The sequence below is a fragment of the Nocardia sp. Tas62D01 genome (genome assembly GCF_055232035.1).
This window is the reverse complement of sequence record NZ_JBUYUZ010000001.1, coordinates 688,014-707,729: the sequence shown is the minus strand read 5'-3', so window position 1 is coordinate 707,729 and position 19,716 is coordinate 688,014. Positions and strand designations below refer to the sequence as shown.

Annotated in this window: 21 protein-coding genes; 16 read left to right on the top strand and 5 right to left on the bottom strand. The window is 66.7% G+C overall.

Annotated features, from left to right (window positions below; genetic code table 11):
* Window positions 1-94 precede the first annotated feature (94 nt).
* The 4 genes from ACV7NQ_RS03545 (at window position 95) to ACV7NQ_RS03530 (ending at window position 1,174) form a co-directional block, all read left to right on the top strand.
* Window positions 95-268, top strand: a complete 174-nt coding sequence (locus ACV7NQ_RS03545) for a hypothetical protein (protein WP_463358289.1) — start codon at window positions 95-97, stop codon at window positions 266-268.
* 31 nt (window positions 269-299) lie between these two features.
* Window positions 300-461 (top strand): hypothetical protein, encoded by a 162-nt coding sequence (locus ACV7NQ_RS03540; RefSeq protein WP_463358288.1) that lies wholly within the window; start codon window positions 300-302, stop codon window positions 459-461.
* Between the two features lie 174 nt (window positions 462-635).
* Complete coding sequence (locus tag ACV7NQ_RS03535) at window positions 636-869, top strand: YlcI/YnfO family protein (protein WP_463358287.1); 234 nt, start codon at window positions 636-638, stop codon at window positions 867-869.
* Complete coding sequence (locus ACV7NQ_RS03530; protein ID WP_463358286.1) at window positions 869-1,174, top strand: type II toxin-antitoxin system PemK/MazF family toxin; 306 nt, start codon at window positions 869-871, stop codon at window positions 1,172-1,174. Before ACV7NQ_RS03535 ends, ACV7NQ_RS03530 begins: the two co-directional genes overlap by 1 nt.
* Before the next feature lie 467 nt (window positions 1,175-1,641).
* Here the strand turns inward: ACV7NQ_RS03530 and ACV7NQ_RS03525 are convergent, their stop codons facing one another.
* Both ACV7NQ_RS03525 and ACV7NQ_RS03520 read right to left on the bottom strand, forming a co-directional pair.
* Complete coding sequence (locus ACV7NQ_RS03525; protein WP_463358285.1) at window positions 1,642-2,412, bottom strand: ArsR/SmtB family transcription factor; 771 nt, start codon at window positions 2,410-2,412, stop codon at window positions 1,642-1,644.
* A gap of 8 nt (window positions 2,413-2,420) precedes the next feature.
* Window positions 2,421-2,861, bottom strand: coding sequence for an SRPBCC family protein (locus ACV7NQ_RS03520; RefSeq protein WP_463358284.1), 441 nt, complete (start codon window positions 2,859-2,861; stop codon window positions 2,421-2,423).
* 752 nt (window positions 2,862-3,613) lie between these two features.
* Here ACV7NQ_RS03520 and ACV7NQ_RS03515 point away from each other — a divergent pair.
* The 7 genes from ACV7NQ_RS03515 (at window position 3,614) to gatB (ending at window position 9,493) form a co-directional block, all read left to right on the top strand.
* Window positions 3,614-4,447, top strand: a complete 834-nt coding sequence (locus tag ACV7NQ_RS03515) for a serine hydrolase (RefSeq protein WP_463358283.1) — start codon at window positions 3,614-3,616, stop codon at window positions 4,445-4,447.
* 26 nt (window positions 4,448-4,473) lie between these two features.
* A complete protein-coding gene (locus tag ACV7NQ_RS03510) occupies window positions 4,474-4,677 on the top strand; it encodes a hypothetical protein (protein WP_463358282.1) in 204 nt (67 codons plus the stop codon).
* A gap of 70 nt (window positions 4,678-4,747) precedes the next feature.
* Complete coding sequence (locus ACV7NQ_RS03505; protein ID WP_463358281.1) at window positions 4,748-5,782, top strand: ATP-dependent 6-phosphofructokinase; 1,035 nt, start codon at window positions 4,748-4,750, stop codon at window positions 5,780-5,782.
* Between the two features lie 42 nt (window positions 5,783-5,824).
* The gene (locus ACV7NQ_RS03500; RefSeq protein ID WP_463358280.1) at window positions 5,825-6,079 is read left to right on the top strand and encodes a type II toxin-antitoxin system Phd/YefM family antitoxin; all 255 of its coding nucleotides are present in this window, start codon (window positions 5,825-5,827) and stop codon (window positions 6,077-6,079) included.
* Window positions 6,072-6,479, top strand: a complete 408-nt coding sequence (locus tag ACV7NQ_RS03495) for a PIN domain-containing protein (protein ID WP_463358279.1) — start codon at window positions 6,072-6,074, stop codon at window positions 6,477-6,479. The genes ACV7NQ_RS03500 and ACV7NQ_RS03495 overlap by 8 nt, the downstream gene beginning before the upstream one ends.
* 61 nt (window positions 6,480-6,540) lie before the next feature.
* Window positions 6,541-7,929 carry an alpha/beta hydrolase family protein gene (locus ACV7NQ_RS03490; RefSeq protein ID WP_463358278.1) on the top strand — a complete coding sequence of 463 codons (1,389 nt, stop codon included), beginning with the start codon at window positions 6,541-6,543 and terminating at the stop codon, window positions 7,927-7,929.
* Between the two features lie 58 nt (window positions 7,930-7,987).
* Window positions 7,988-9,493, top strand: coding sequence for an Asp-tRNA(Asn)/Glu-tRNA(Gln) amidotransferase subunit GatB (gene gatB, locus ACV7NQ_RS03485; protein WP_463358277.1), 1,506 nt, complete (start codon window positions 7,988-7,990; stop codon window positions 9,491-9,493).
* Window positions 9,494-9,498: 5 nt separating this feature from the next.
* Here the strand turns inward: gatB and ACV7NQ_RS03480 are convergent, their stop codons facing one another.
* Entirely contained in the window at window positions 9,499-10,608 is a 1,110-nt protein-coding gene (locus tag ACV7NQ_RS03480; protein WP_463358276.1) for a PQQ-dependent sugar dehydrogenase, read from the bottom strand.
* 134 nt (window positions 10,609-10,742) lie between these two features.
* On the opposite strand from ACV7NQ_RS03480, the gene ACV7NQ_RS03475 reads away from it, so the two are divergent.
* Window positions 10,743-11,603 (top strand): DoxX family protein, encoded by an 861-nt coding sequence (locus ACV7NQ_RS03475; RefSeq protein ID WP_463358275.1) that lies wholly within the window; start codon window positions 10,743-10,745, stop codon window positions 11,601-11,603.
* 188 nt (window positions 11,604-11,791) lie between these two features.
* Here ACV7NQ_RS03475 and ilvD read toward each other — a convergent pair whose 3' ends face one another.
* Together ilvD and ACV7NQ_RS03465 are read right to left on the bottom strand one after the other, a co-directional pair.
* Window positions 11,792-13,633: a dihydroxy-acid dehydratase gene (gene ilvD, locus ACV7NQ_RS03470; RefSeq protein ID WP_463358274.1), complete on the bottom strand. Its 1,842-nt coding sequence runs from the start codon at window positions 13,631-13,633 to the stop codon at window positions 11,792-11,794.
* A gap of 180 nt (window positions 13,634-13,813) precedes the next feature.
* Window positions 13,814-14,410, bottom strand: coding sequence for a PH domain-containing protein (locus tag ACV7NQ_RS03465; RefSeq protein WP_463358273.1), 597 nt, complete (start codon window positions 14,408-14,410; stop codon window positions 13,814-13,816).
* A 336-nt stretch (window positions 14,411-14,746) separates the two neighbouring features.
* Between ACV7NQ_RS03465 and ACV7NQ_RS03460 the strand changes: the two genes are divergently transcribed.
* From ACV7NQ_RS03460 to ACV7NQ_RS03445, 4 genes are all read left to right on the top strand, one after another.
* Window positions 14,747-16,681, top strand: coding sequence for an acetolactate synthase large subunit (locus ACV7NQ_RS03460; RefSeq protein WP_463358272.1), 1,935 nt, complete (start codon window positions 14,747-14,749; stop codon window positions 16,679-16,681).
* On the top strand, window positions 16,678-17,181 hold the full coding sequence (gene ilvN / locus ACV7NQ_RS03455) for an acetolactate synthase small subunit (RefSeq protein ID WP_463358271.1): 504 nt from the start codon (window positions 16,678-16,680) through the stop codon (window positions 17,179-17,181). Before ACV7NQ_RS03460 ends, ilvN begins: the two co-directional genes overlap by 4 nt.
* A gap of 192 nt (window positions 17,182-17,373) precedes the next feature.
* Entirely contained in the window at window positions 17,374-18,375 is a 1,002-nt protein-coding gene (ilvC, locus tag ACV7NQ_RS03450; RefSeq protein WP_463365523.1) for a ketol-acid reductoisomerase, read from the top strand.
* 158 nt (window positions 18,376-18,533) lie between these two features.
* Window positions 18,534-19,583 carry an acyl-CoA thioesterase gene (locus tag ACV7NQ_RS03445; RefSeq protein ID WP_463358270.1) on the top strand — a complete coding sequence of 350 codons (1,050 nt, stop codon included), beginning with the start codon at window positions 18,534-18,536 and terminating at the stop codon, window positions 19,581-19,583.
* Window positions 19,584-19,716: the final 133 nt, after the last annotated feature.

Sequence of the window (19,716 nt, the reverse complement as noted above, 5' to 3'; positions counted from 1 at the left end):
CCGGTCCGGTCTTGGAGCGATGTGACATATCGACGTCCGGGCCGAGAATGGCCTTCACCGAAGCTACTGCGCGATAACCGATCTCGTGCGCGGCGTGACCGTGGCGCAGCAGGTCGACCTCACGCTTGGTGCGTTCGTCGACCAGCAGCAACTCGGGCAGGGTGCGGTCGTCGACGCGACCGGCGTCGATGTCCTCGACGACCGCGAGCAGCACCGCCTTCTCGGCGGGATGCAGGCCCTCCCGGTCGAGCATCTCGCGCCACTTTGACGGATTCGACCGTGGTCCTTGGTGGGAGTCATTGCCCATTGGCGACGAGGGCCAGGCCGTCGACATCGACGACGTTGACGCCACACTCACCGCTCACGGCTACACCCGCACCTGCGACTGGCGGCCACGTACCACCGCCTCCGGCGCGATCCGCTACTTCGCCGAGGCGACGATCCGAATCGAGAACCTCTGATGAGCAACACCTTCGCGGCCTGAACTCGCTACATAGGTCAGCCCGGACTGTGATGGTCCGGGCTGACCTAATTCGAGGCGCTGTCCCGCGTGTGTCCCGACCGAACGTCCCGGAACGCCGCCGCGCATCCCAAAGTGAATCCCGTAAGTAATCCCAAACTGGTATGCTTCAGGCATGAGCACCCAGATCACGGTCCGCCTGCCCGACGATGCCGTGGCCTTCCTGGACGAGGAAGTGCGTAACCACGGCGAACCCAGCCGCGCCACGCTCGTGCTGCGTGCGCTGGAAAGAGAGCGCCGCCGCATCGCCGCTATGCGGGATGCTCAGATTCTCGCGGCCTCCAACGATGTCGACGACATGGACGCGCTGGCTAACTACGCCGCCACCACGTTCGGCGATATCGACTGATGCGACCCATCCACGTGGCGCAACTCGACAGGTCCCGCCCGGTGGTCGTCCTTACGCGCGAAGTGGTACGACCACATCGCAACAACATCACCGTGGCCCCGATCACCGGCACGATCCGCGGCCTGTCTACCGAGGTGGCTGTGGGCCGCGCCAACGGCCTCGACAAGGACTGTGTTGTCAGCTGCGACAACATCACCACCATTCCTGCTACCGCACTGGGTAGACAGATCGGATTTCTGTTCCCCAACCAGGAGTCCGATCTCACCCGCGCGATCCACAACGCCTTCGACCTCGACGCCCCCTGACGGGTTCAAAGCTAGAGTCTCTAAAACGATCGGTTCTCAGACACCTCGGTCAAGTCGGCGCCCCTGGCGACCCCGAACAGGAGCACGAAGCCGACGCCTTCGCCACCGAATTCCTCACCCCTGCAGCCACGATCGGCGACCAGCTGTCATCCCGGGTTGATTTCGGGGGTTGATATTGGTAGGCACCCGTATTCAAGTGGTCGGAATTCCTCCCGGTGAAATGGGCTCAGCGGGTGTGGATCATCGTGTTCGAGCGCGGCCGTGATCAGCGCGCGTGCCTGCTCGCCGACTACAGCTCGGGCGGCGAGCAGATCGAAGGCCTTTTCATCCAGCGCGATTTCGCGGGGTTGGTAACGGTCGGCTCGGCGGCGATGGTCTCGACGTGCCGATGCACGCCTTCGGTGCCGCACTGTGGCCGATCTGCGTGTACTGCAGCCGCGAGCGCATCCGCCGCATGTTCGACCGCGTCACCGAACCCGGTCGGTCAGCTCGCCTGTTTCCAGCAGGGTCTTGAGGTCGGCGAGGACGCGCGGCCAGCCAAGGCTGATGTTCTCCAGTACCTTGCTGCCCGGTGCGAAGCCGTCGTGGACGACGGTGAGTTTCACCAGGCCGCCGGTGTCTTCGAGGTGGAAGGCCACCTTGGAGCGCGGCTCCGGTGTCCCCCCGTCGCACGTCGTCTTGTTGTGCCAGGTGTAGGCGAGGCGGCGATACGGATCGGATTCCAGGACAACCTGTTCGGGGTCATCGGCGATGCGGCCGTCGCCGGTCGTCACGACGATGGTCGAGCCGGGCCGCCAGTCCGACTCGAAGGTGTATCCGGCCCAGTACCGCCGGGTGAAGGCGGGCTCCGTCAGCGCCTGCCATAACCGTTCCGGTGTGGTGCGGATATAGGTGGTGTAGACGAATTCGGGGTTGCCGGTCGTGTCCAAGGGGGTCCCTTCCAAGGCTTGTTTCAGATCCGCGAGGGCTTCGACGCGGGCCCGGTCGTACTGGTTGATCCATCGCTGTGCGATCTCGTTGATCGGCGCGGCGTTGAGGTAGTGGAACTTCTCCCGGCCCCGCCACACCGCGGTGACAAGGTTGGCCTGTTCGAGAACCGCCAGGTGCTTGCTGACGGACTGCCGGGCCATGTCCAGGCCGGCGCACAGTTCCCGGAGCGTCTGGCCGTTGCGGGCGTTGAGACTGTCCAGGAGTTGGCGCCGGCTCGGATCGGCCAGGGCCCGGAAGACCTCGTCCACGCGTGCGGTCAGCTCCAGCTGCTGGCGCGGGGCATCTCGGCGACAGGCTGCCAGCCACCGTTCTCCAGCCCGTTCTTCAGGCTGAACAGGAACTGCCCCCACCGGGTGGAGCAGTGGTGCATGAACTCCACCGGCTCACGCCAGTTCGCGTGGGTGAACTTCACGACCGTCTCCTCCGCCGCGGGTCCAGGGTAGATATCGAACGTGATCGTAGTGCCGACCCACTCGGCCGGGCCGTCGACGCATTCCCACGCCACCTGCTTACCTGGGACGAGCTCGGCCACCCGCACAGTGAGGACGGGCTCGTCCCCGCCGCCGAACTCGAGTTCCTTCTCGGCGTCGCCGCTCGTGGGCATCCACCACTTCGACACCCCCTCGGGCGTGCTCACGGTGTCGTAAACCATCTGCTGTGGGGCGTAGACGCCCACACGGTGCCGGATATCAGCCATGGGTGATTCTCCTCTGTGATAGGCAGCCGTTCTGTTGCCTATCACAAATTATGCAGCCGATCGGTTGCATGTCAACCGTGACCGGCATCGGGGGTCGATCCGCCCGATCCGGCGATAGCGGCTGAACGTCGAGCGGCGATGGGCTGTCAGTGGTGTTGGGCTGCACCCCAAATAGACACACCATTTCGGCGCACCGCTCACTTTGGTATCAAGCTGCTGCCCGGTCTAGCTGCCACCGACCATCGGTCCCGACGAACGAGCCAGCACTGGGCCGAATGCCGGTCCTTCCTGCGGCGTCCCGGACGAACGCGCCCTCATTTTCCCGCCTCCACGGCGGCCAAGCGCAGCGGCCCAGGTTCCTGATTCGAAACCTCGGTATGGGTGATATCGCACGCCGCGACAAAGGCTTCGACTTTGCGGTCGATCTCAGGGACGAATACCTGATTCAGCCAGTTCGTGCAGCGCTATTCAGGATATTCCTATTGACCTGGGGGTCTCCGCGTCGCCAGCGAGTCGCGCACCGTCCATTGTGGTCCGGACCAGCGCCTTTGGTGCGCAGCGGCGGTCCGCCGTAGCGGGCGTTACGCTCAGTGTCGTGTCGAACCACGGAAGAGGCGGACCGCGCCCCGAGCAATTACGGTTTCCAGATGCTGTACCGACGCCGAGAGTGGGGGGAGTCCGCAACGCTGATGTGTCGACACGTTTCTACTGATCGATCCCGGCGATTCCGGAATGCTATCGGCGCCGCCGCGTTGACCGCACTGCTCCCGATCGCCGCCTGTGGTACGGGCTCGAACGCGGCGTCGCCGCCCTCGAGTATCACCGAGGCCGCGGTGCAGACCGACACGCAGCACCTGTCGATGACGGTTCCCGGCACGCTCGCGGCCGGATTCGCGGAACTGCAGGCCGGCCTGAAAGGCCACGTCGGCATGGCGATTATGCCGGTCGGCGGCGACAAGATGGTCACCTTCGGTGATTGGACCACCGGCCCCGCGTGGTCGACCATGAAGATTCCGTTGACAGTCGCCGCGCTGCGCCATAGCTCGGCCAACACCAGCTACGCCGCATCCGCTGCGATCACTGCCTCGGACAACGCTGCTGCCGACACCCTGTGGCAGTCACTCGGCAGTGCTGAGGACGCCGCCAAGGCGGTGGAAGCGGTGCTGGGCGAAGGCGGTGACACCAAGACCACGGTGCCCGCGACTCGGGCTCGGCCGGAGTATTCGGCGTTCGGTCAGGCGGACTGGGCGCTGGCCGAACAGGTTCAGTTCGCATCCCGGCTGCCGTGCCTGCCGCAGACGGGAAATGTCATCCCGCTGATGAAGCAGATCACCCCAAGTCAGCGCTGGGGTCTCGGCGCGTTCACCGGCGCCGAATTCAAGGGCGGCTGGGGACCGGACCCCGCCGGCGCGTACCTGGTGCGGCAGTTCGGGCTGGTGCCTACCCCAGGCGGCCAGATCGCGGTCGCCCTTGCGGCACAACCTGATTCGGGGGCGTTCTCGGACGGCATGACGACTCTGGACCAGATAGCGACGCTGATCTCGCAGCATCTCGGCGAATTGTCCGGTGGCGCCTGCGCCCCTTGACCGGGTAACGACCACCCCCGGCAATCGTGGTCGGCAATAAAGTCACCAGTTGCGCCTTCGCCGAAGAGGTCCGCAAGGCATACGCTGGGGGCGCGACCGCGGCCGAGGGCGCGCGCTCGGTGGTTGCCTGCAGTCCCGCCGAAGAACGGGACTACACGATGGATTGCACGGCCGGTGGCGAGTTCGTCACCTGCACCGGCGGCGAGAATGCGATTGTGTATGTCTACTGACCTGTCCCGTTACCCAGGGTTCACGGGGGCGAGGCTCCACGGCGCCGGGCTGCCGGGCAAGATATCGGCCATGCGCATCGGAGTCTTGACCGGAGGCGGAGACTGTCCAGGACTGAACGCGGTGATCCGCGCCGTTGTTCGCACCGCGAACGGACGGTACGGCGACGCGATCGTCGGCTTCCAGGACGGCTGGCGCGGTCTATTGGAAGACCGCAAGATCCCGATTCTCAATGACGATCGCACCGACCGGCTGCTCACCAAGGGCGGCACCATGCTCGGCACCGCACGCACCAACCCGGACGTGCTGCACGCCGGGCTCGGGCAGATCAGGCAGACCCTCGACGACAACGGCATCGAAGCGCTCATCCCGATCGGTGGCGAAGGCACGCTGACCGCCGCGAGCTGGCTGTCCGACGAGGGGGTCCCCGTGGTCGGGGTCCCGAAGACCATCGATAACGACATCGACTGCACCGACGTCACTTTCGGCCACGACACCGCCCTGTCCATCGCCACCGAGGCGATCGACCGACTGCACACCACCGCGGAATCGCATCAGCGCGTCATGCTCGTCGAGGTGATGGGCCGCCACGCGGGCTGGATCGCCATCCACGCGGGCATGGCCGCGGGCGCGCATCTGACCCTGGTACCCGAGGTGCCGTTCGACGTGGGCGAGGTCTGCACCTTGATCAAGCGCCGATTCCAGCGCGGCGACAAGCACTTCATCTGCGTCGTCGCGGAGGGCGCCCATCCCGCACCCGATTCCGGATTCGCCTTGCTCGAGGGCGGAATCGACGAGTTCGGGCACGAGCGCTTCACCGGCGTCGCCCAGCAGCTCGGCGTCGAAATCGAACGCCGCATCGGCAAGGAAGTTCGCACCACCGTCCTCGGCCACGTCCAGCGTGGCGGCAGCCCCACACCCTACGACCGCGTCCTCGCCACCCGCTTCGGCCTGCACGCCGCCGAAGCCGTGCACGCGGGCCGCTTCGGCCAGATGGTTTCCCTACGCGGCACCGCTATCGATCTGGTTCCACTATCGGAAGCCACCAAGCAACTCAAACGCGTCCCTGAGGACCGCTACCGCGAAGCCGAGGCATTCTTCGGCTAAATCCCGATAGCGCCCGATAGCATCCGTCGCTATCGTTGACGTATGACCAGGACGATCAGCCAAGCCGAGCTTCGTAATGGCAGTGCGGCAGTGATGGATGCGCTCGAGGCGGGTGAGGAGTTCATCATCACCCGCAACGGCAGGCCTGTCGGGGAGCTGAAGCCGATCAGGCCCGAACCGGAGGTCACGACGGCCGAGCTCAAGCGGCGCATGTCCCGGTTCCCGAGCTCGCAGAGCGGAGCTGCGATACGCGCTGAGGTCGATGCCGTCTTCGGTGAAGACCGGCTCGATGACTGAAACCCGGCATGCCGTAGGGGTTCTCGACACCTGTGTACTGATCGACCTTGCGCAACTTCCGGACGACTCTCTGCCTGTTTTCGCGAGGATCAGCACGGTGACGCTTGCCGAACTGGGGCTCGGCGTAGCCGTCGCATCGACAGATGCGCAACGGCTTCGGCGCATGGAGCAGCTGCAGGAGGTCGAGAGCTCGTTCAAAGCCCTACAGTTCGATTCAGCGGCCGCGCGCCGATTTACGCTGTTGGCTGGGCTGGTCATCGCTGCGAAGCGCAGCCCGAAACCGCGCAAACTCGATCTTATGATCGCGGCCGTGGCATCGGTGCACCAGTTGCCGCTGTACACACGTAATGCCAAAGATTTCGTAGGACTCGAAGGTGCATTGACCGTCGTGGCAGTGTGACATCTGCACTGCGCCCGGATAATTCGGATGATCGCGGTCCGCGCATTGGTACTGTGACCGTATGCGCACAGGGCGGGTGGCCGCGTTCATTCTCTTCGTCGTTGCCGCGGTGGTGGCCGGATGCTCGTCGGGATCGGACGCGAATCCGTCGTCCGAACCGGTGCGCGGTGACTGGCACGGGTCCATCGAGGCTCCGGGGCAGCCGGTCGATGTCGGCGTGACCTTCGCCGACAACGGCACCGCAACCATCGACATCCCGATCCAGGGTGTGCGGGCGGCGGCGCTGAAGGATGTGAAGAGCGACCGCACCGCGGTGGAGTTCGCCATCGCGGACGTCCCGGGCGACCCGAAGTTCACCGGCAAGTACGACTCCGGCTCCGACAAGGTCACCGGCGACTTCGTTCAGTCCGGGCAGAGTTTCCCGCTGGCGCTGCAGCGCGGCAAGGTCGCCCCGGTGGTCCGCCCGCAGGAGCCCAAGCCGCCGTTCCCGTACCGCTCGGAGGATGCCACCTACCACAGCGGCGACATCACCATCGCGGGCACGTTGACCAAGCCGCAGGGCGACGGGCGCTTCCCCGCGGTGCTGATGATCACCGGCAGCGGACCCCAGGACCGTGACGAAGCGCTCATGGGCCACAAGCCTTTCCTGCTCATCGCGGACACCCTCACCCGCGCCGGCTACGCGGTGCTGCGCACCGATGACCGTGGTGTCGGCGGCACCAGCGGCAACCTCAACGAAGCGAACTACACCGATCTGGCGGATGATGTCGCGGCCGGTGTGGGCTTCCTGCGTGGCCGCCCCGATATCGACCCGGCCCAGGTGGGGCTGTTCGGCCACAGCGAGGGCGGGTACCTCGCTCCGCTGGTGGCCGCGCGGCCCGACAGCGGCGTCGCGTTCGTCATCGCGATGGCTGGTCCGTCGGTGGCCGGCGCCGACGTGGTGAACGAGCAGACCAGGCTGATCGGCGCGGCAGAGGGGACCCCGCCCGACGAACTGGACGCCCAGGTTCGCGACACCGCCGCCTTGGTCGCCCTGCTGCGCGCGGGCGATATCGCGGGCGCCAAGGAACTGGCCCACCGCCAGAACGCCGCGCTCCCGGAGGACAAGCGCGCCAAGGACTCCGATATCGACGCCCAGATCAGCCCCAACTTCACGGCGCTGGTCGCCTACGACCCGGCACCCGCACTGCAGGCCCTCCGCGTCCCGGTCCTCGCCTTCTACGGCGGCAAGGACCTCCAGGTCGCCGCCGCCCAGAACGAACAGCCGATGCGCGACAACCTGGCCGCCGACCCCGATGCCACCGTCCACACCTTCCCCGGCGTCAACCACCTCATGCAGCCCACCGAAACCGGCAAGCCCAGCGAATACACCACCATCGAAACCACGATCTCGCCCGAGGTGCTCACCTACGTCACCGGCTGGCTGACTCAGCACGTTCCGCCGAAGTAAGTCACCGCCGTCGTAACCCTGGGAAGCCGGCTGCAAGCGGGTGAATAGACTTATCGCCATGAGCGCACCCACAGTCGAGCTGATGGATTATGCCGATGTCCTTTCGCGGTACGAGCCGGTGCTCGGCATGGAGGTCCACGTCGAGCTGAATACGGCGACCAAGATGTTCTGCGGTTGCCCCACCGAGTTCGGCTCGGAACCGAACACTCAGGTGTGCCCGGTGTGCCTCGGTCTGCCGGGTTCGCTGCCAGTGGTGAACGAGAAGGCCGTGGAGTCGGCGATCCGGATCGGGCTCGCGCTGAACTGTTCGATCACCCCGTGGGGCCGGTTCGCGCGCAAGAACTACTTCTACCCCGACCAGCCGAAGAACTACCAGATCAGCCAGTACGACGAGCCGATCGCCACCAACGGTCACCTCGACGTGGTGCTCGACGACGGCAGTACCTTCCGCGTCGAGATCGAGCGCGCGCACATGGAGGAGGACACCGGTAAGTCGCTGCACGTCGGTGGCGCGACCGGTCGCATCCACGGCGCGAGCCACTCACTGCTGGACTACAACCGGGCGGGCGTGCCGCTCATCGAGATCGTCACCAAGCCGATCACCGGCTCGGGGGAGCGGGCGCCGGAGGTGGCGCGCGCCTACGTGACGGCGCTGCGTCAGGTGCTCGAGTCGCTGAATGTCTCCGACGTGAAGATGGAGCAGGGTTCGCTGCGCTGCGACGCCAACGTCTCGCTGATGCCCATCGGCGCAACGGAATTCGGCACCCGCACCGAAACCAAGAACGTGAACTCGCTCAAGAGCGTCGAGGTCGCGGTCCGCTACGAGATGCGCCGTCAGGCCGCGCTGTTGGCCGCCGGCGGCAGCATCGTTCAGGAGACCAGGCACTTCCACGAGGCCGACGGCTCCACCTCGCCGGGCCGGGTCAAGGAAACCGCCGAGGACTACCGCTACTTCCCCGAACCGGACCTGGAACCCGTTGCGCCCGAGGCAGATCGGGTTGAGCAGCTGCGCTCCACCATTCCCGAGTACCCGTGGCTGCGCCGCGCCAGGATCCAGGCCGACTGGGAGCTGTCGGACGAAGTGATGCGCGACCTGGTCAACGCGGGCGCGCTCGATCTCATCATTGCCACCGTCGACGCGGGCGCCCCGCCGAACGAGGCCCGCTCCTGGTGGGTCGCCTACCTCACCGAAAAGGCCAAGGAGCGCGAGGTTTCGCTGGAGGACCTGCCGATCACGCCGACTCAGGTGGCCGAGGTGATCAAGCTCGTCGAGGCGAAGACGGTGAACAACAAGGTCGCCAAGCAGGTCGTCGACTTCGTGCTGGCTGGCGAGGGCGATCCGGCCGAGATCGTCGAGACCAAGGGCCTCGGCATGGTCAGCGACGACAGCGCGCTGCAGGCCGAGGTCGAGAAGGCGCTCGCCACGAACCCGGACATCGCCGAGCGCATCCGCTCGGGCAAGGTGCAGGCCGCGGGCAAGATCGTCGGCGACGTCATGAAGGCCACCCGCGGCCAGGCCGACGCCGCCCGCGTCCGCGAACTGGTTCTCGCCGCCTGCTCCTGAGCCGGTTAATCCGACCCGCCGCCACCCTTCGGCGGCGGAATCTTGACCACGCGATCATCGAAGGGCCCCGGCTGACCGTCGGTCTTGTTGACCGTCGCCACCCAGACGGTGCCGTCGCTTGCCGCGGCGGCCCCACCGAGCTGTCCGTACTTGTCCTGCGCGAAGAGGGTGGGCGCCGAGGTCACCGCGTGCGTGTTCTGATCGGCTGTCACGATCGCCAGCGCCTTGCCGCCGGTCAGCGCAACCGCCACGCCGTCGGGTCCGGCCGCGCATCCGGCGACGCCGGGCCGATCGGGCCAGGTCCATGCCGTGGTGACCGAACCGTCCTTGGCGAGGCGCTGCAACCGGTCCTCGGTGGCGGTGCGGTCGGTGATCCAGATGCTGTCCTTGCCGTCTGCGCAGATATCGCCCGCTATGCCGATGCCGGACACCACGACCTCCGCCGTGGCCCCCGGCGCCGGTGAGTTCACCCGAAGCACCTTGCCCGCCAGCGAGGACGGCGCCGAGGCCGCGCCGGGGTTGCCCGCGTCGCCGGTCAGCACCAGCAGTTGGTCGGGTGCGACGAACTCCAGCGCGCCGTGATTTCCGCTGGATCCCTTCGGAATTCCGGTCAGGATGTCCTTGGGCGGCCCGCCCTCGGCGATGCGGACCACGCGATTGTCGGTCGCGGTGGTGATGTAGGCGTAGATCAGCCCGTCCTCGCCGTAGGTGGGCGAGAGCGCGATGTCGGTGAGTCCGCCGTCGCCGGAGCCGTCCACGTTCACCCGGGCGACCTCCACCGGGGGCGCCTGCGGCTCGCTCGGATCGACCGGCACCGATTTGTAGATGATTCCGGTGCGCCGCTCTGCCACCAGCGCGGCGTCGCCGACTGCGACCAGGCCGCCGGTGGAGTCCAGGCAGGTGGTCACCACGTTCGGGTCCGGATCGATGCACGGACCGGTCGGGCGGGCGCCCGGTGTCGGTGCCTGCGACGGAGGTTTGGGGTCGGCGGGATTCAAGGTCGGCTCGGGTGTGAACGGGCTCGATGCGGAATCGTCGAACCTGGCACATCCGACCAGCAGGATGCAGCCGAGCGCCAAGCTCAGGGCGACGCGACCCGCGACAACCAAACTCATGGTTCAGACGTTACGGAAACAGCGGCCGCCGCGCCGCTCCCGGGTGGGGTGTCGGGGCCCGAAACCCCGCGGACTGACACGCCGTTGCTACCAGACTCCCCGTCCACGGGCGTAGCGGCATATTGTGTTAAGCCGTGAGCGAGAAGCCGAAAGACTCAGAGGGCGCGAGTTCAGCGCCGTCCACTGCCGAGCAGTCGGCTGTGACGTCCACCGGTCGAGGGGTGACCAGTCCATTCGATGCACCCACCGAGCAGTTTCCGTCGTTGTCCAAGGGCCCGGAGCTGCCCAAGGACGTGCCGCGGACCGATGACGAGTTGGGCCTGGAACCCGAGGTCCCCGCGGTCGGCGAGCAGGCCGCTGCGGCCGAAGCGCCGACCTACGCCTACGCCAGCATTCCGCCCGCCGCGAACCCCCCTGGCGAGACCAACCGGTCGCTGCGGCGCCGCAACGGCGACGGCCGCCGCGGCACCCTCGATTTCGGTCTGTTCGTATTGCGCTTGGTCGTCGGTGGCACCTTCATCTACCACGGTCTGCAGAAGCTCACCGGCTGGTTCCACGGCCCCGGCCTCGACGGCACCCGCGACATGATGTCCAACGGCGGCTGGGACCACGCGACGATGTCCACCGTCCTGGTCATCGCCGGCGAACTCGGCGGCGGTGCACTGCTGGTGCTCGGCCTGGCCACCCCGCTGGCCGCGGGCGCCGTGCTCGCGACGATCCTCGACGCGTGGATGTGGAAGCAGAGCATGGTTTCCGGCTTCCAGTACAAGGCAGGCCAGTCCGGCGTGGAGTTGGAGAGCGTCCTCGCGGGCGCCGCCACCGTCATCATCCTGACCGGCCCCGGCCGCTGGGCCTTCGACCGCAACCGCGGCTGGGCCACCCGCCCCGCGTTCGGCTCCTTCTTCGTCCTCCTCCTCGCCATAGCCGCCGCCATCGGCACCTGGTACTGGCTGCACGGCGGCAACCCCCTAACCGGAATCGGCCCCTTCAACTAGCCTGCCGCACAAGTCAACGGCGCCCTCGTACCCACGGGGGCGCCATTCCTTTGTTCGCGAGTGGTATATGGCGGCGGCAAACACCGAGTGGCCCCCTCCGCATGTGCCACTCGTCAAGAGGTGGTCCGGCGACGAAAACGGCGTCCCCCGTATCGAATACGGGGGACGCCGGTTGTTGGCCGGGGTGTTTACGGAACGTAGCGGACGGCGCCCTTGTCGGCCGAGGTGGCCAGGGCGGCGTAGGCGCGCAATGCGGTGGTGACGGGGCGGATGCGGTTGGCCGGCTGCCAGGGGCGTTCGGACGCTTCCATTTTCGCGCGCCGCTCGGCCAGCACCGCGTCATCGACAAGCACCTCGAGGGTCCGGGTGGTGACGTCGATGCGGATCTGGTCGCCGTTCTCGATCAGGCCGATAGTGCCGCCGCCGGCGGCCTCGGGGGACATGTGGCCGATCGACAGGCCCGAGGTGCCGCCGGAGAAGCGGCCGTCGGTGATCAGCGCGCATTCCTTGCCGAGGCCCGCGCCCTTCAGGAATGCGGTGGGGTGCAACATCTCCTGCATGCCGGGGCCGCCCTTCGGGCCCTCGTAGCGCACCACGATCACATCGCCCGGCTTGATCTTCTTGCCGAGGATCGCCGACACGGCCTCTTCCTGGGATTCAACGACGACCGCGGGACCCTGGAACGAGAACAGCTCCTCGTCGATGCCCGCGGTCTTGAGGACGGCGCCGTCGACCGCGATATTGCCGCGCAGCACGACCAGGCCACCCTCCTTGGTGTAGGCGTGCTCGAGGTCGCGGATGCAGCCGCCCTCGGCGTCGGTGTCCAGCGACGACCAGCGGTTATCGGTGGAGAACGGCTCGGTGGTGCGCACCCCGCCTGGCGCGGCGTGGAACAGCTCGATGGCTTCCTCGGAAGCCTTGCCGGAGCGGATATCCCAGGTGTCGAGCCACTCGTCGAAGCTCTTGGTGTGCACGGTGGAGACGTCGGTCTCCAACAGCCCGGCGCGCCGCAGTTCGCCGAGGATGGCGGGGATGCCACCGGCGCGGTGCACGTCTTCCATGTGGTAATCGGAGTTGGGGGAGACCTTCGACAGCGTGGGCACCTGGCGGCTGATCTCTTCGATGGTGTGCAGATCGAAGTCGATCTCGCCCTCTTGGGCGGCGGCCAGGGTGTGCAGCACCGTGTTGGTGGAACCGCCCATCGCCACGTCCAGGGTCATCGCGTTGCGGAATGCCTTGGCGTTGGCCACGTTTCGTGGCAGCACCGACGCGTCGTCCTCGCGGTACCAGCGGTTGGCGATATCGACGACCACAGTGCCCGCCCGCTCGAACAGCGCGCGGCGCGCGGCGTGCGTGGCCAGCGTGGAGCCGTTGCCCGGCAGCGCCAGACCCAGCGCCTCGGTCAGGCAGTTCATCGAGTTCGCGGTGAACATGCCGGAGCAGGAGCCGCAGGTCGGACACGCGCTGCGCTCGACCTCGGCAAGCCCGTCCTCGCTGACGTTCATGTTCGCGCTGGCCGAGATCGCGGTGATCAGATCGGTCGGCGCCTGCGCGACACCGCCGACGACCACGGCCTTACCGGCCTCCATCGGACCGCCGGAGACGAACACGGTCGGGATGTTGAGGCGCATCGCGGCGTTGAGCATGCCGGGAGTGATCTTGTCGCAGTTGGAGATACACACCAGTGCGTCGGCGGTGTGCGCGTTCGCCATGTACTCGACGGAGTCGGCGATGATCTCGCGCGAGGGCAGCGAGTAGAGCATGCCGCCATGACCCATGGCGATGCCGTCGTCGACTGCGATGGTGTGGAACTCACGCGCCACGCCGCCCGCGGCGCGAACTGCCTCGGCCACGATCTCGCCGACGTTCTTCAGGTGCACGTGGCCAGGCACGAACTGGGTGTAGGAGTTCGCGATGGCGACGATCGGCTTGCCGAAGTCTGAGTCGGTCATACCGGTGGCGCGCCACAGTGCGCGAGCGCCTGCGGCATTGCGGCCGATGGTGGTGGTGCGTGAACGAAGCGGTGGCATTTATGGATCCTCGGGAGGTCGCGGGGGCTGATGTGCGGTGGCCGGACATTCGTCCGTCCTGGCGCTCTGAGCGACTGCACACAGAGTTTGCTGCTCGGCGGCCTCCCCACGTTACTCCCGGGTGGAGCAGGCCCTGTGGGCCGTGCCCGGACTTCGGCTCCGCGTGCTTCCGAGGCGCGACTAGGACTTGGAGTCGGACTCGACGTCGCCTGCCGGGGCTTCGACATCAGGCGCCTGGGCCTCGGCCTGCTGCGCCTGGGCCTCGGCACGCTTTGCCTCGTACTCCCGCTCCTCGGCCTCGGCGGCAGCGGCGAACAGATCCGGGATCCGCCCACCCGAGGCGCGGATCAAATCGCGCAGCCGGTCGTAGCCGACCGCGGGAAGTTTCACATCGGTGTCATCGGTGAGGTGGGCGCGCACAAACCCACGCTTCGGGATGCTCACCCCGGCGACTTGTGACCAGTCGAGGTGCCGCGAACCGAAAACGGTTCGTAGATTCAGCCCGTCCGCGGAGACGGAAGTCCTTGTGCGGGCTATCCATATGACCAACGCCACCGGGATCAGCAGCAGCCACCACAGCGCGATGGGCCAGCCGACGAAGGGGAAGAAGACGCAGAAGAACAGCACCAGTGCGCCCAGGTACGCCAGCTGCGGAATGCGGATGACCTGCGCTGTCGCCTGCGGCCGGGACGGGTCCGACGAGCTACCCGTATCCGATCCCGCGGCAGGCGTGTGGGACGATTTATCCGGTGGCACGGACTGATGCGGTGATGACACACCACCATCCTCGCATCATGGTGAACGGACTCGAGTACCCGCTCTGTCCCACATAATGGGACTGGTTTGACTGATCGGCTCGCGCACACATACCGTCATGTGCGTGAATCGAAACGAGTTGCTCGTAATCGGCCGGCGCGTCCAGCGTTGAGCCTGACTACCTGAGTCGAATACGTCAGCTCGCGCGCGACGCGCCACCCTCGAACAGCCATGCTGTCGGGGGCTTTTTTGTGTTCGGACTATAGATCGTGTTCTCCGACCACGGCGCGACGCGTGCACCCGCGTGCACAGCAAGTGTTGTCCGGGGTAACGACAAGCAGTGAGGAAACCAAGACGGTGAGCGCACCAACCGCCCGGCCAGGGCCCTCGGCCCGCAGGCCTGCGCCTTTGGCGAATCAGCTGGCATCGCCCGCTGGCATCCCGACGAACGCGGCAGACCGCCGCCAGGTCCCGCCCGAGCGGGTCACCGGCGCGCAGTCGGTCGTCCGTTCGCTCGAAGAACTCGGTGTCGACACGGTATTCGGCATTCCCGGCGGTGCGATTCTCCCGGTATACGACCCCCTGTTCGACTCCACCAGGGTGCGACACGTGCTGGTGCGCCATGAGCAGGGCGCGGGTCACGCCGCGACCGGCTACGCCCAGGCCACCGGCAGGGTTGGTGTGTGCATGGCCACCTCCGGCCCCGGCGCGACAAACCTGGTCACCCCGATCGCCGACGCTCAGATGGACTCGGTCCCGATCGTCGCGATCACCGGCCAGGTCGGCCGCAGCCTGATCGGCACGGACGCCTTTCAGGAAGCCGACATCTCCGGCATCACCATGCCGATCACCAAGCACAACTTCCTCATCACCGAGGGCATCGACATCCCGCGCATCATGGCCGAGGCGTTCTACCTGGCCTCGAGCGGCCGTCCCGGCGCGGTGCTCGTCGACATCCCGAAGGACGTGCTGCAGGCGAACACCACCTTCAGCTGGCCGCCGGAAATGCGGCTGCCCGGCTACCGTCCGGTCACCAAGCCGCACGGCAAGCAGGTGCGCGAGGCCGCCCGGATGATCATGGAAGCCAAGCACCCGGTGCTCTACGTCGGCGGCGGTGTGATCAAGGCCGACGCGTCGCCCGAGCTGCTCGAGCTGGCCGAGCTGACCGGCATCCCGGTGGTCACCACCCTGATGGCGCGTGGCGCGTTCCCCGACAGCCACACCCTGAACATGGGCATGCCGGGTATGCACGGCACCGTCGGCGCGGTTGCGGCACTGCAGCGCTCCGATCTGCTGATCACCCTCGGCGCCCGTTTCGACGACCGCGTCACCGGTCAGCTGGAGTCCTTCGCGCCCGGTGCCAAGGTGATCCACGCCGATATCGACCCGGCCGAGATCGGCAAGAACCGGCACGCCGACGTCCCGATCGTTGGTGACTGCCGCGAGGTGATCGCCGAACTGATCGAGACACTGAAGGCCGACTCGACCGCCACCGCGGCTCCGCTGCTCGACCTCACCGAGTGGTGGAAGTACCTGAACGGCGTCCGCGAGAGCTACCCGCTCGGCTGGACCACCCCGAGCGATGGTTCGCTCTCGCCCGAATTCGTCATCGAGGCGCTCGGCCGCCTGGCCGGACCCGACGCGATCTACTGCGCGGGCGTCGGTCAGCACCAGATGTGGGCCGCCCAGTTCATCAAGTATGAGAAGCCGCGTACCTGGTTGAACTCCGGCGGTCTCGGCACCATGGGCTACGCCGTTCCGGCCGCCATGGGCGCCAAGATGGGTGCTCCGGACAAAGAGGTGTGGGCGGTCGACGGTGACGGCTGCTTCCAGATGACCAACCAGGAGCTGGCCACCTGCGCGGTGGAGGGCATCCCGATCAAGGTCGCGCTGATCAACAACGGCAACCTGGGCATGGTCCGCCAGTGGCAGACCCTGTTCTACGAACAGCGCTACTCCAACACCGACCTGGGCACGCACGGTCTGCGCATCCCAGACTTCGTCAAGCTCGCCGAAGCCCTTGGCTGCCACGGCATCCGGGTCGAGCGCGAGGAGGACGTGGAGGCCGCGATCCGCGAGGCGCAATCCATCAACGACCGTCCCGTGGTGATCGACTTCATCGTCGGCAAGGACGCCCAGGTGTGGCCGATGGTCGCCGCGGGCACCGGCAACGACGAAATCATGGCCGCGCGCGGCATCCGCCCGCTCTTCGACGAGGACGAGCAGCCCGCCGAGCCCGCCGTCATCCATGAAGCGCTGTTGCACGAGAAGAACAAGGTGAACGAAGGATGAGCACCACCCACACCCTCAGCGTGCTCGTGGAGGACAAGCCGGGCGTGCTGGCGCGAGTCGCCGCGCTGTTCTCCCGCCGTGGCTTCAATATCGAGTCACTGGCGGTCGGCGGCACCGAGATCGCCGAGATCTCGCGCATGACCATCGTCGTCACCGTCGACGCCCTGCCGCTCGAGCAGGTCACCAAGCAGCTCAACAAGCTGGTCAACGTCATCAAGATCGTCGAGCAGGACTCCGACGCCTCAGTGGCCAGGGAACTGATCCTGGTAAAGGTGCGTGCGGACGCTAGCGTGCGGACCCAGGTGATCGAGGCCACTACGCTCTTCCGGGCGAAGGTCATCGACGTGTCCCCGGACGCGCTCACCGTCGAGGCGACCGGAACCCGGTCCAAGCTCGACGCGCTGCTGCGCATGCTCGAACCGTACGGAATCCGCGAGATCGTGCAGTCCGGCGTCGTCGCGGTGGGTCGTGGACCGAAGTCGATCACCGCGACTCGCTAGGGCGCGAGCCGTCGATCACAGCGAGCGGTTAATCTTGCTGCGATCGCCGGTCGGCCGCACTGCGCTTCCCCGCACACGCGGGGCATCTGATTTTGATCTGAAAATTACAAACCATCACCGGCGTAAGCATGGTGTTCCCCGCCCAGGCGGGGATGATCCTCCAGAAGGGAACCAATCACAGTGGCAGTCGAGATGTTCTACGACGACGATGCCGATCTGTCGATCATCCAGGGCCGCAAGGTCGCTGTCATCGGCTACGGCAGCCAGGGCCACGCGCACTCGCTGAGCCTGCGCGACTCCGGCGTGGAAGTCCGCGTCGGCCTTGCCGAGGGTTCGAAGTCGCGCCCGAAGGCCGAAGAGGCGGGCCTGACCGTCGGCACTCCGGCCGAGGTTTCGGAGTGGGCCGACGTGATCATGGTGCTGGCCCCCGACACCGCGCAGGCGTCGATCTTCACCAACGACATCGAGCCCAACCTGAAGGACGGCGACGCGCTGTTCTTCGGCCACGGCCTCAACATCCACTTCGGTCTGATCAAGGCTCCGGCCAACATCACCGTCGCGATGGTCGCCCCGAAGGGCCCCGGCCACCTGGTGCGTCGTCAGTTCGTCGACGGCAAGGGCGTGCCCGCCCTGATCGCCGTCGATCAGGACCCGAAGGGCGAGGGACAGGACCTGGCGCTGTCCTACGCCAAGGGCATCGGCGGAACCCGCGCCGGCGTCATCAAGACCAGCTTCAAGGAAGAGACCGAGACCGACCTCTTCGGTGAGCAGGCCGTGCTCTGCGGTGGCACCGAGGAACTGGTCAAGACCGGCTTCGAGGTCATGGTCGAGGCAGGCTACGCGCCCGAGATGGCGTACTTCGAGGTGCTGCACGAGCTGAAGCTGATCGTCGACCTCATGTACGAGGGCGGCATCGCGCGGATGAACTACTCGGTCTCCGACACTGCCGAGTTCGGTGGCTACGTGTCGGGCCCACGGGTCATCGACGCCGACACCAAGAAGCGCATGCAGGACATCCTGAAGGACATCCAGGACGGCAGCTTCGTCAAGCGTCTCGTCGCCAATGTCGAGGGCGGCAACAAGGAGCTCGAGGCGCTGCGCAAGGAGAACGCCGAGCACCCGATCGAGGTCACCGGCGCCAAGCTGCGCGGCCTGATGAGCTGGGTCGACCGGCCGATCACCGAAACCGCGTAACACGCACGAACACCACAGTGGCCCATCCCGATTCGTCGGGTGGGCCACTTGTGTACCGGCGGGCTCGCTACTCGCCCGTAGCGTCGCGGGTGCCTATTGTCCTCGGGGACAACGGAGTCGGAACCGTGCATCCGCATACCTCAATAGATCGGTGAGCTGTGACCACCCCATCCACCACCCTTGGCTCCGGCTCCGTCCCGAGCCCGGCATCGGCCGGCCTACGCTCCGAGGCGATCCACCGTTTTCTCGTCAAACCCGTCGACGCCGGCATCACGGGATCGGTCGACGGCGGCAAGCTTCTCGAGTGGATCGACAAAGTCGCCTATGCTGCGGCGGCCCAGTGGAGCGGCCACTACTGCGTGACCGCCTACGTCGGCAACATCCACCTCGACCGGCCGATCGCGGTCGGTGAGCTGGTCGAGTTGCATGCGAATCTCGTCCACACCGGCCGCACGAGCATGCATATTCTCGTCAGCGTCTATTCGACCGACCCGACCCGGAAGAAGCCGGTGCAGACGGCGCAGTGTGTGACGATCTTCGTCGCGGTCGACGACAACAAGCAGACCGTGGCGGTTCCGCAGTGGAATCCGACAACAATTCTCGAGCTGCAGCGGCATCGGCAGGCGCGGGCCAGGATTTCGGTGCGGAAAAGGATCGAGGAGGCCATGGCCGCTGCGCACTACACGGCCGAGGGCACCGCGCCGAGCGCAACGCTGCGATTCCTGGCGGCTCCGTCGGACATCAACTGGGGTGGCAAGGTGCACGGTGGCCGCACGATGGGGTGGATCGACGAGGCGGCCTACGTCTGCGGAGCTGATTGGGTCGGGCAGCACGTCATTACGTCCTACTTCGGCGGGATCCGCTTCTACCAGCCGATCGTCATCGGCCACATCGTCGAGGTCACCGCTCGGCTGATCCACACCCGGTCGCGCAGCATGCACCTCAGTGTGCACGTAACGTCCACGGACACCCACTCCGACAAACCCGCGCTCGCCGCTCATGGCCTCGCCGTCGTCGTCGCGGTCGACGACAGCGGAAAAGCGCGGCCCGTCCGGCAATGGGCGCCGGTTTCCGACGAAGACCGATCGCTCGAGGCCCATGCCCGCCACCTCATCGAGCTGCGTTCCCAGGTCGAGCCGTTCACCTCGGCGAGCGATATGCCCGCCGATGCCGAACCCAGCCACTTCCGTGCACTTATGCCGAGCTGAGTCGTCCCGGTCGGAATGTGGGAGGGCGGCAAGAAGGAGCTCGAGGGTCTGCGCAAGGCCGGCGTCGAGCACCCGATCGAGGTCAGTCCGGCAAACCCTGTCAATGGCCATTTGTGTCGGCGGTCGGTAGCCG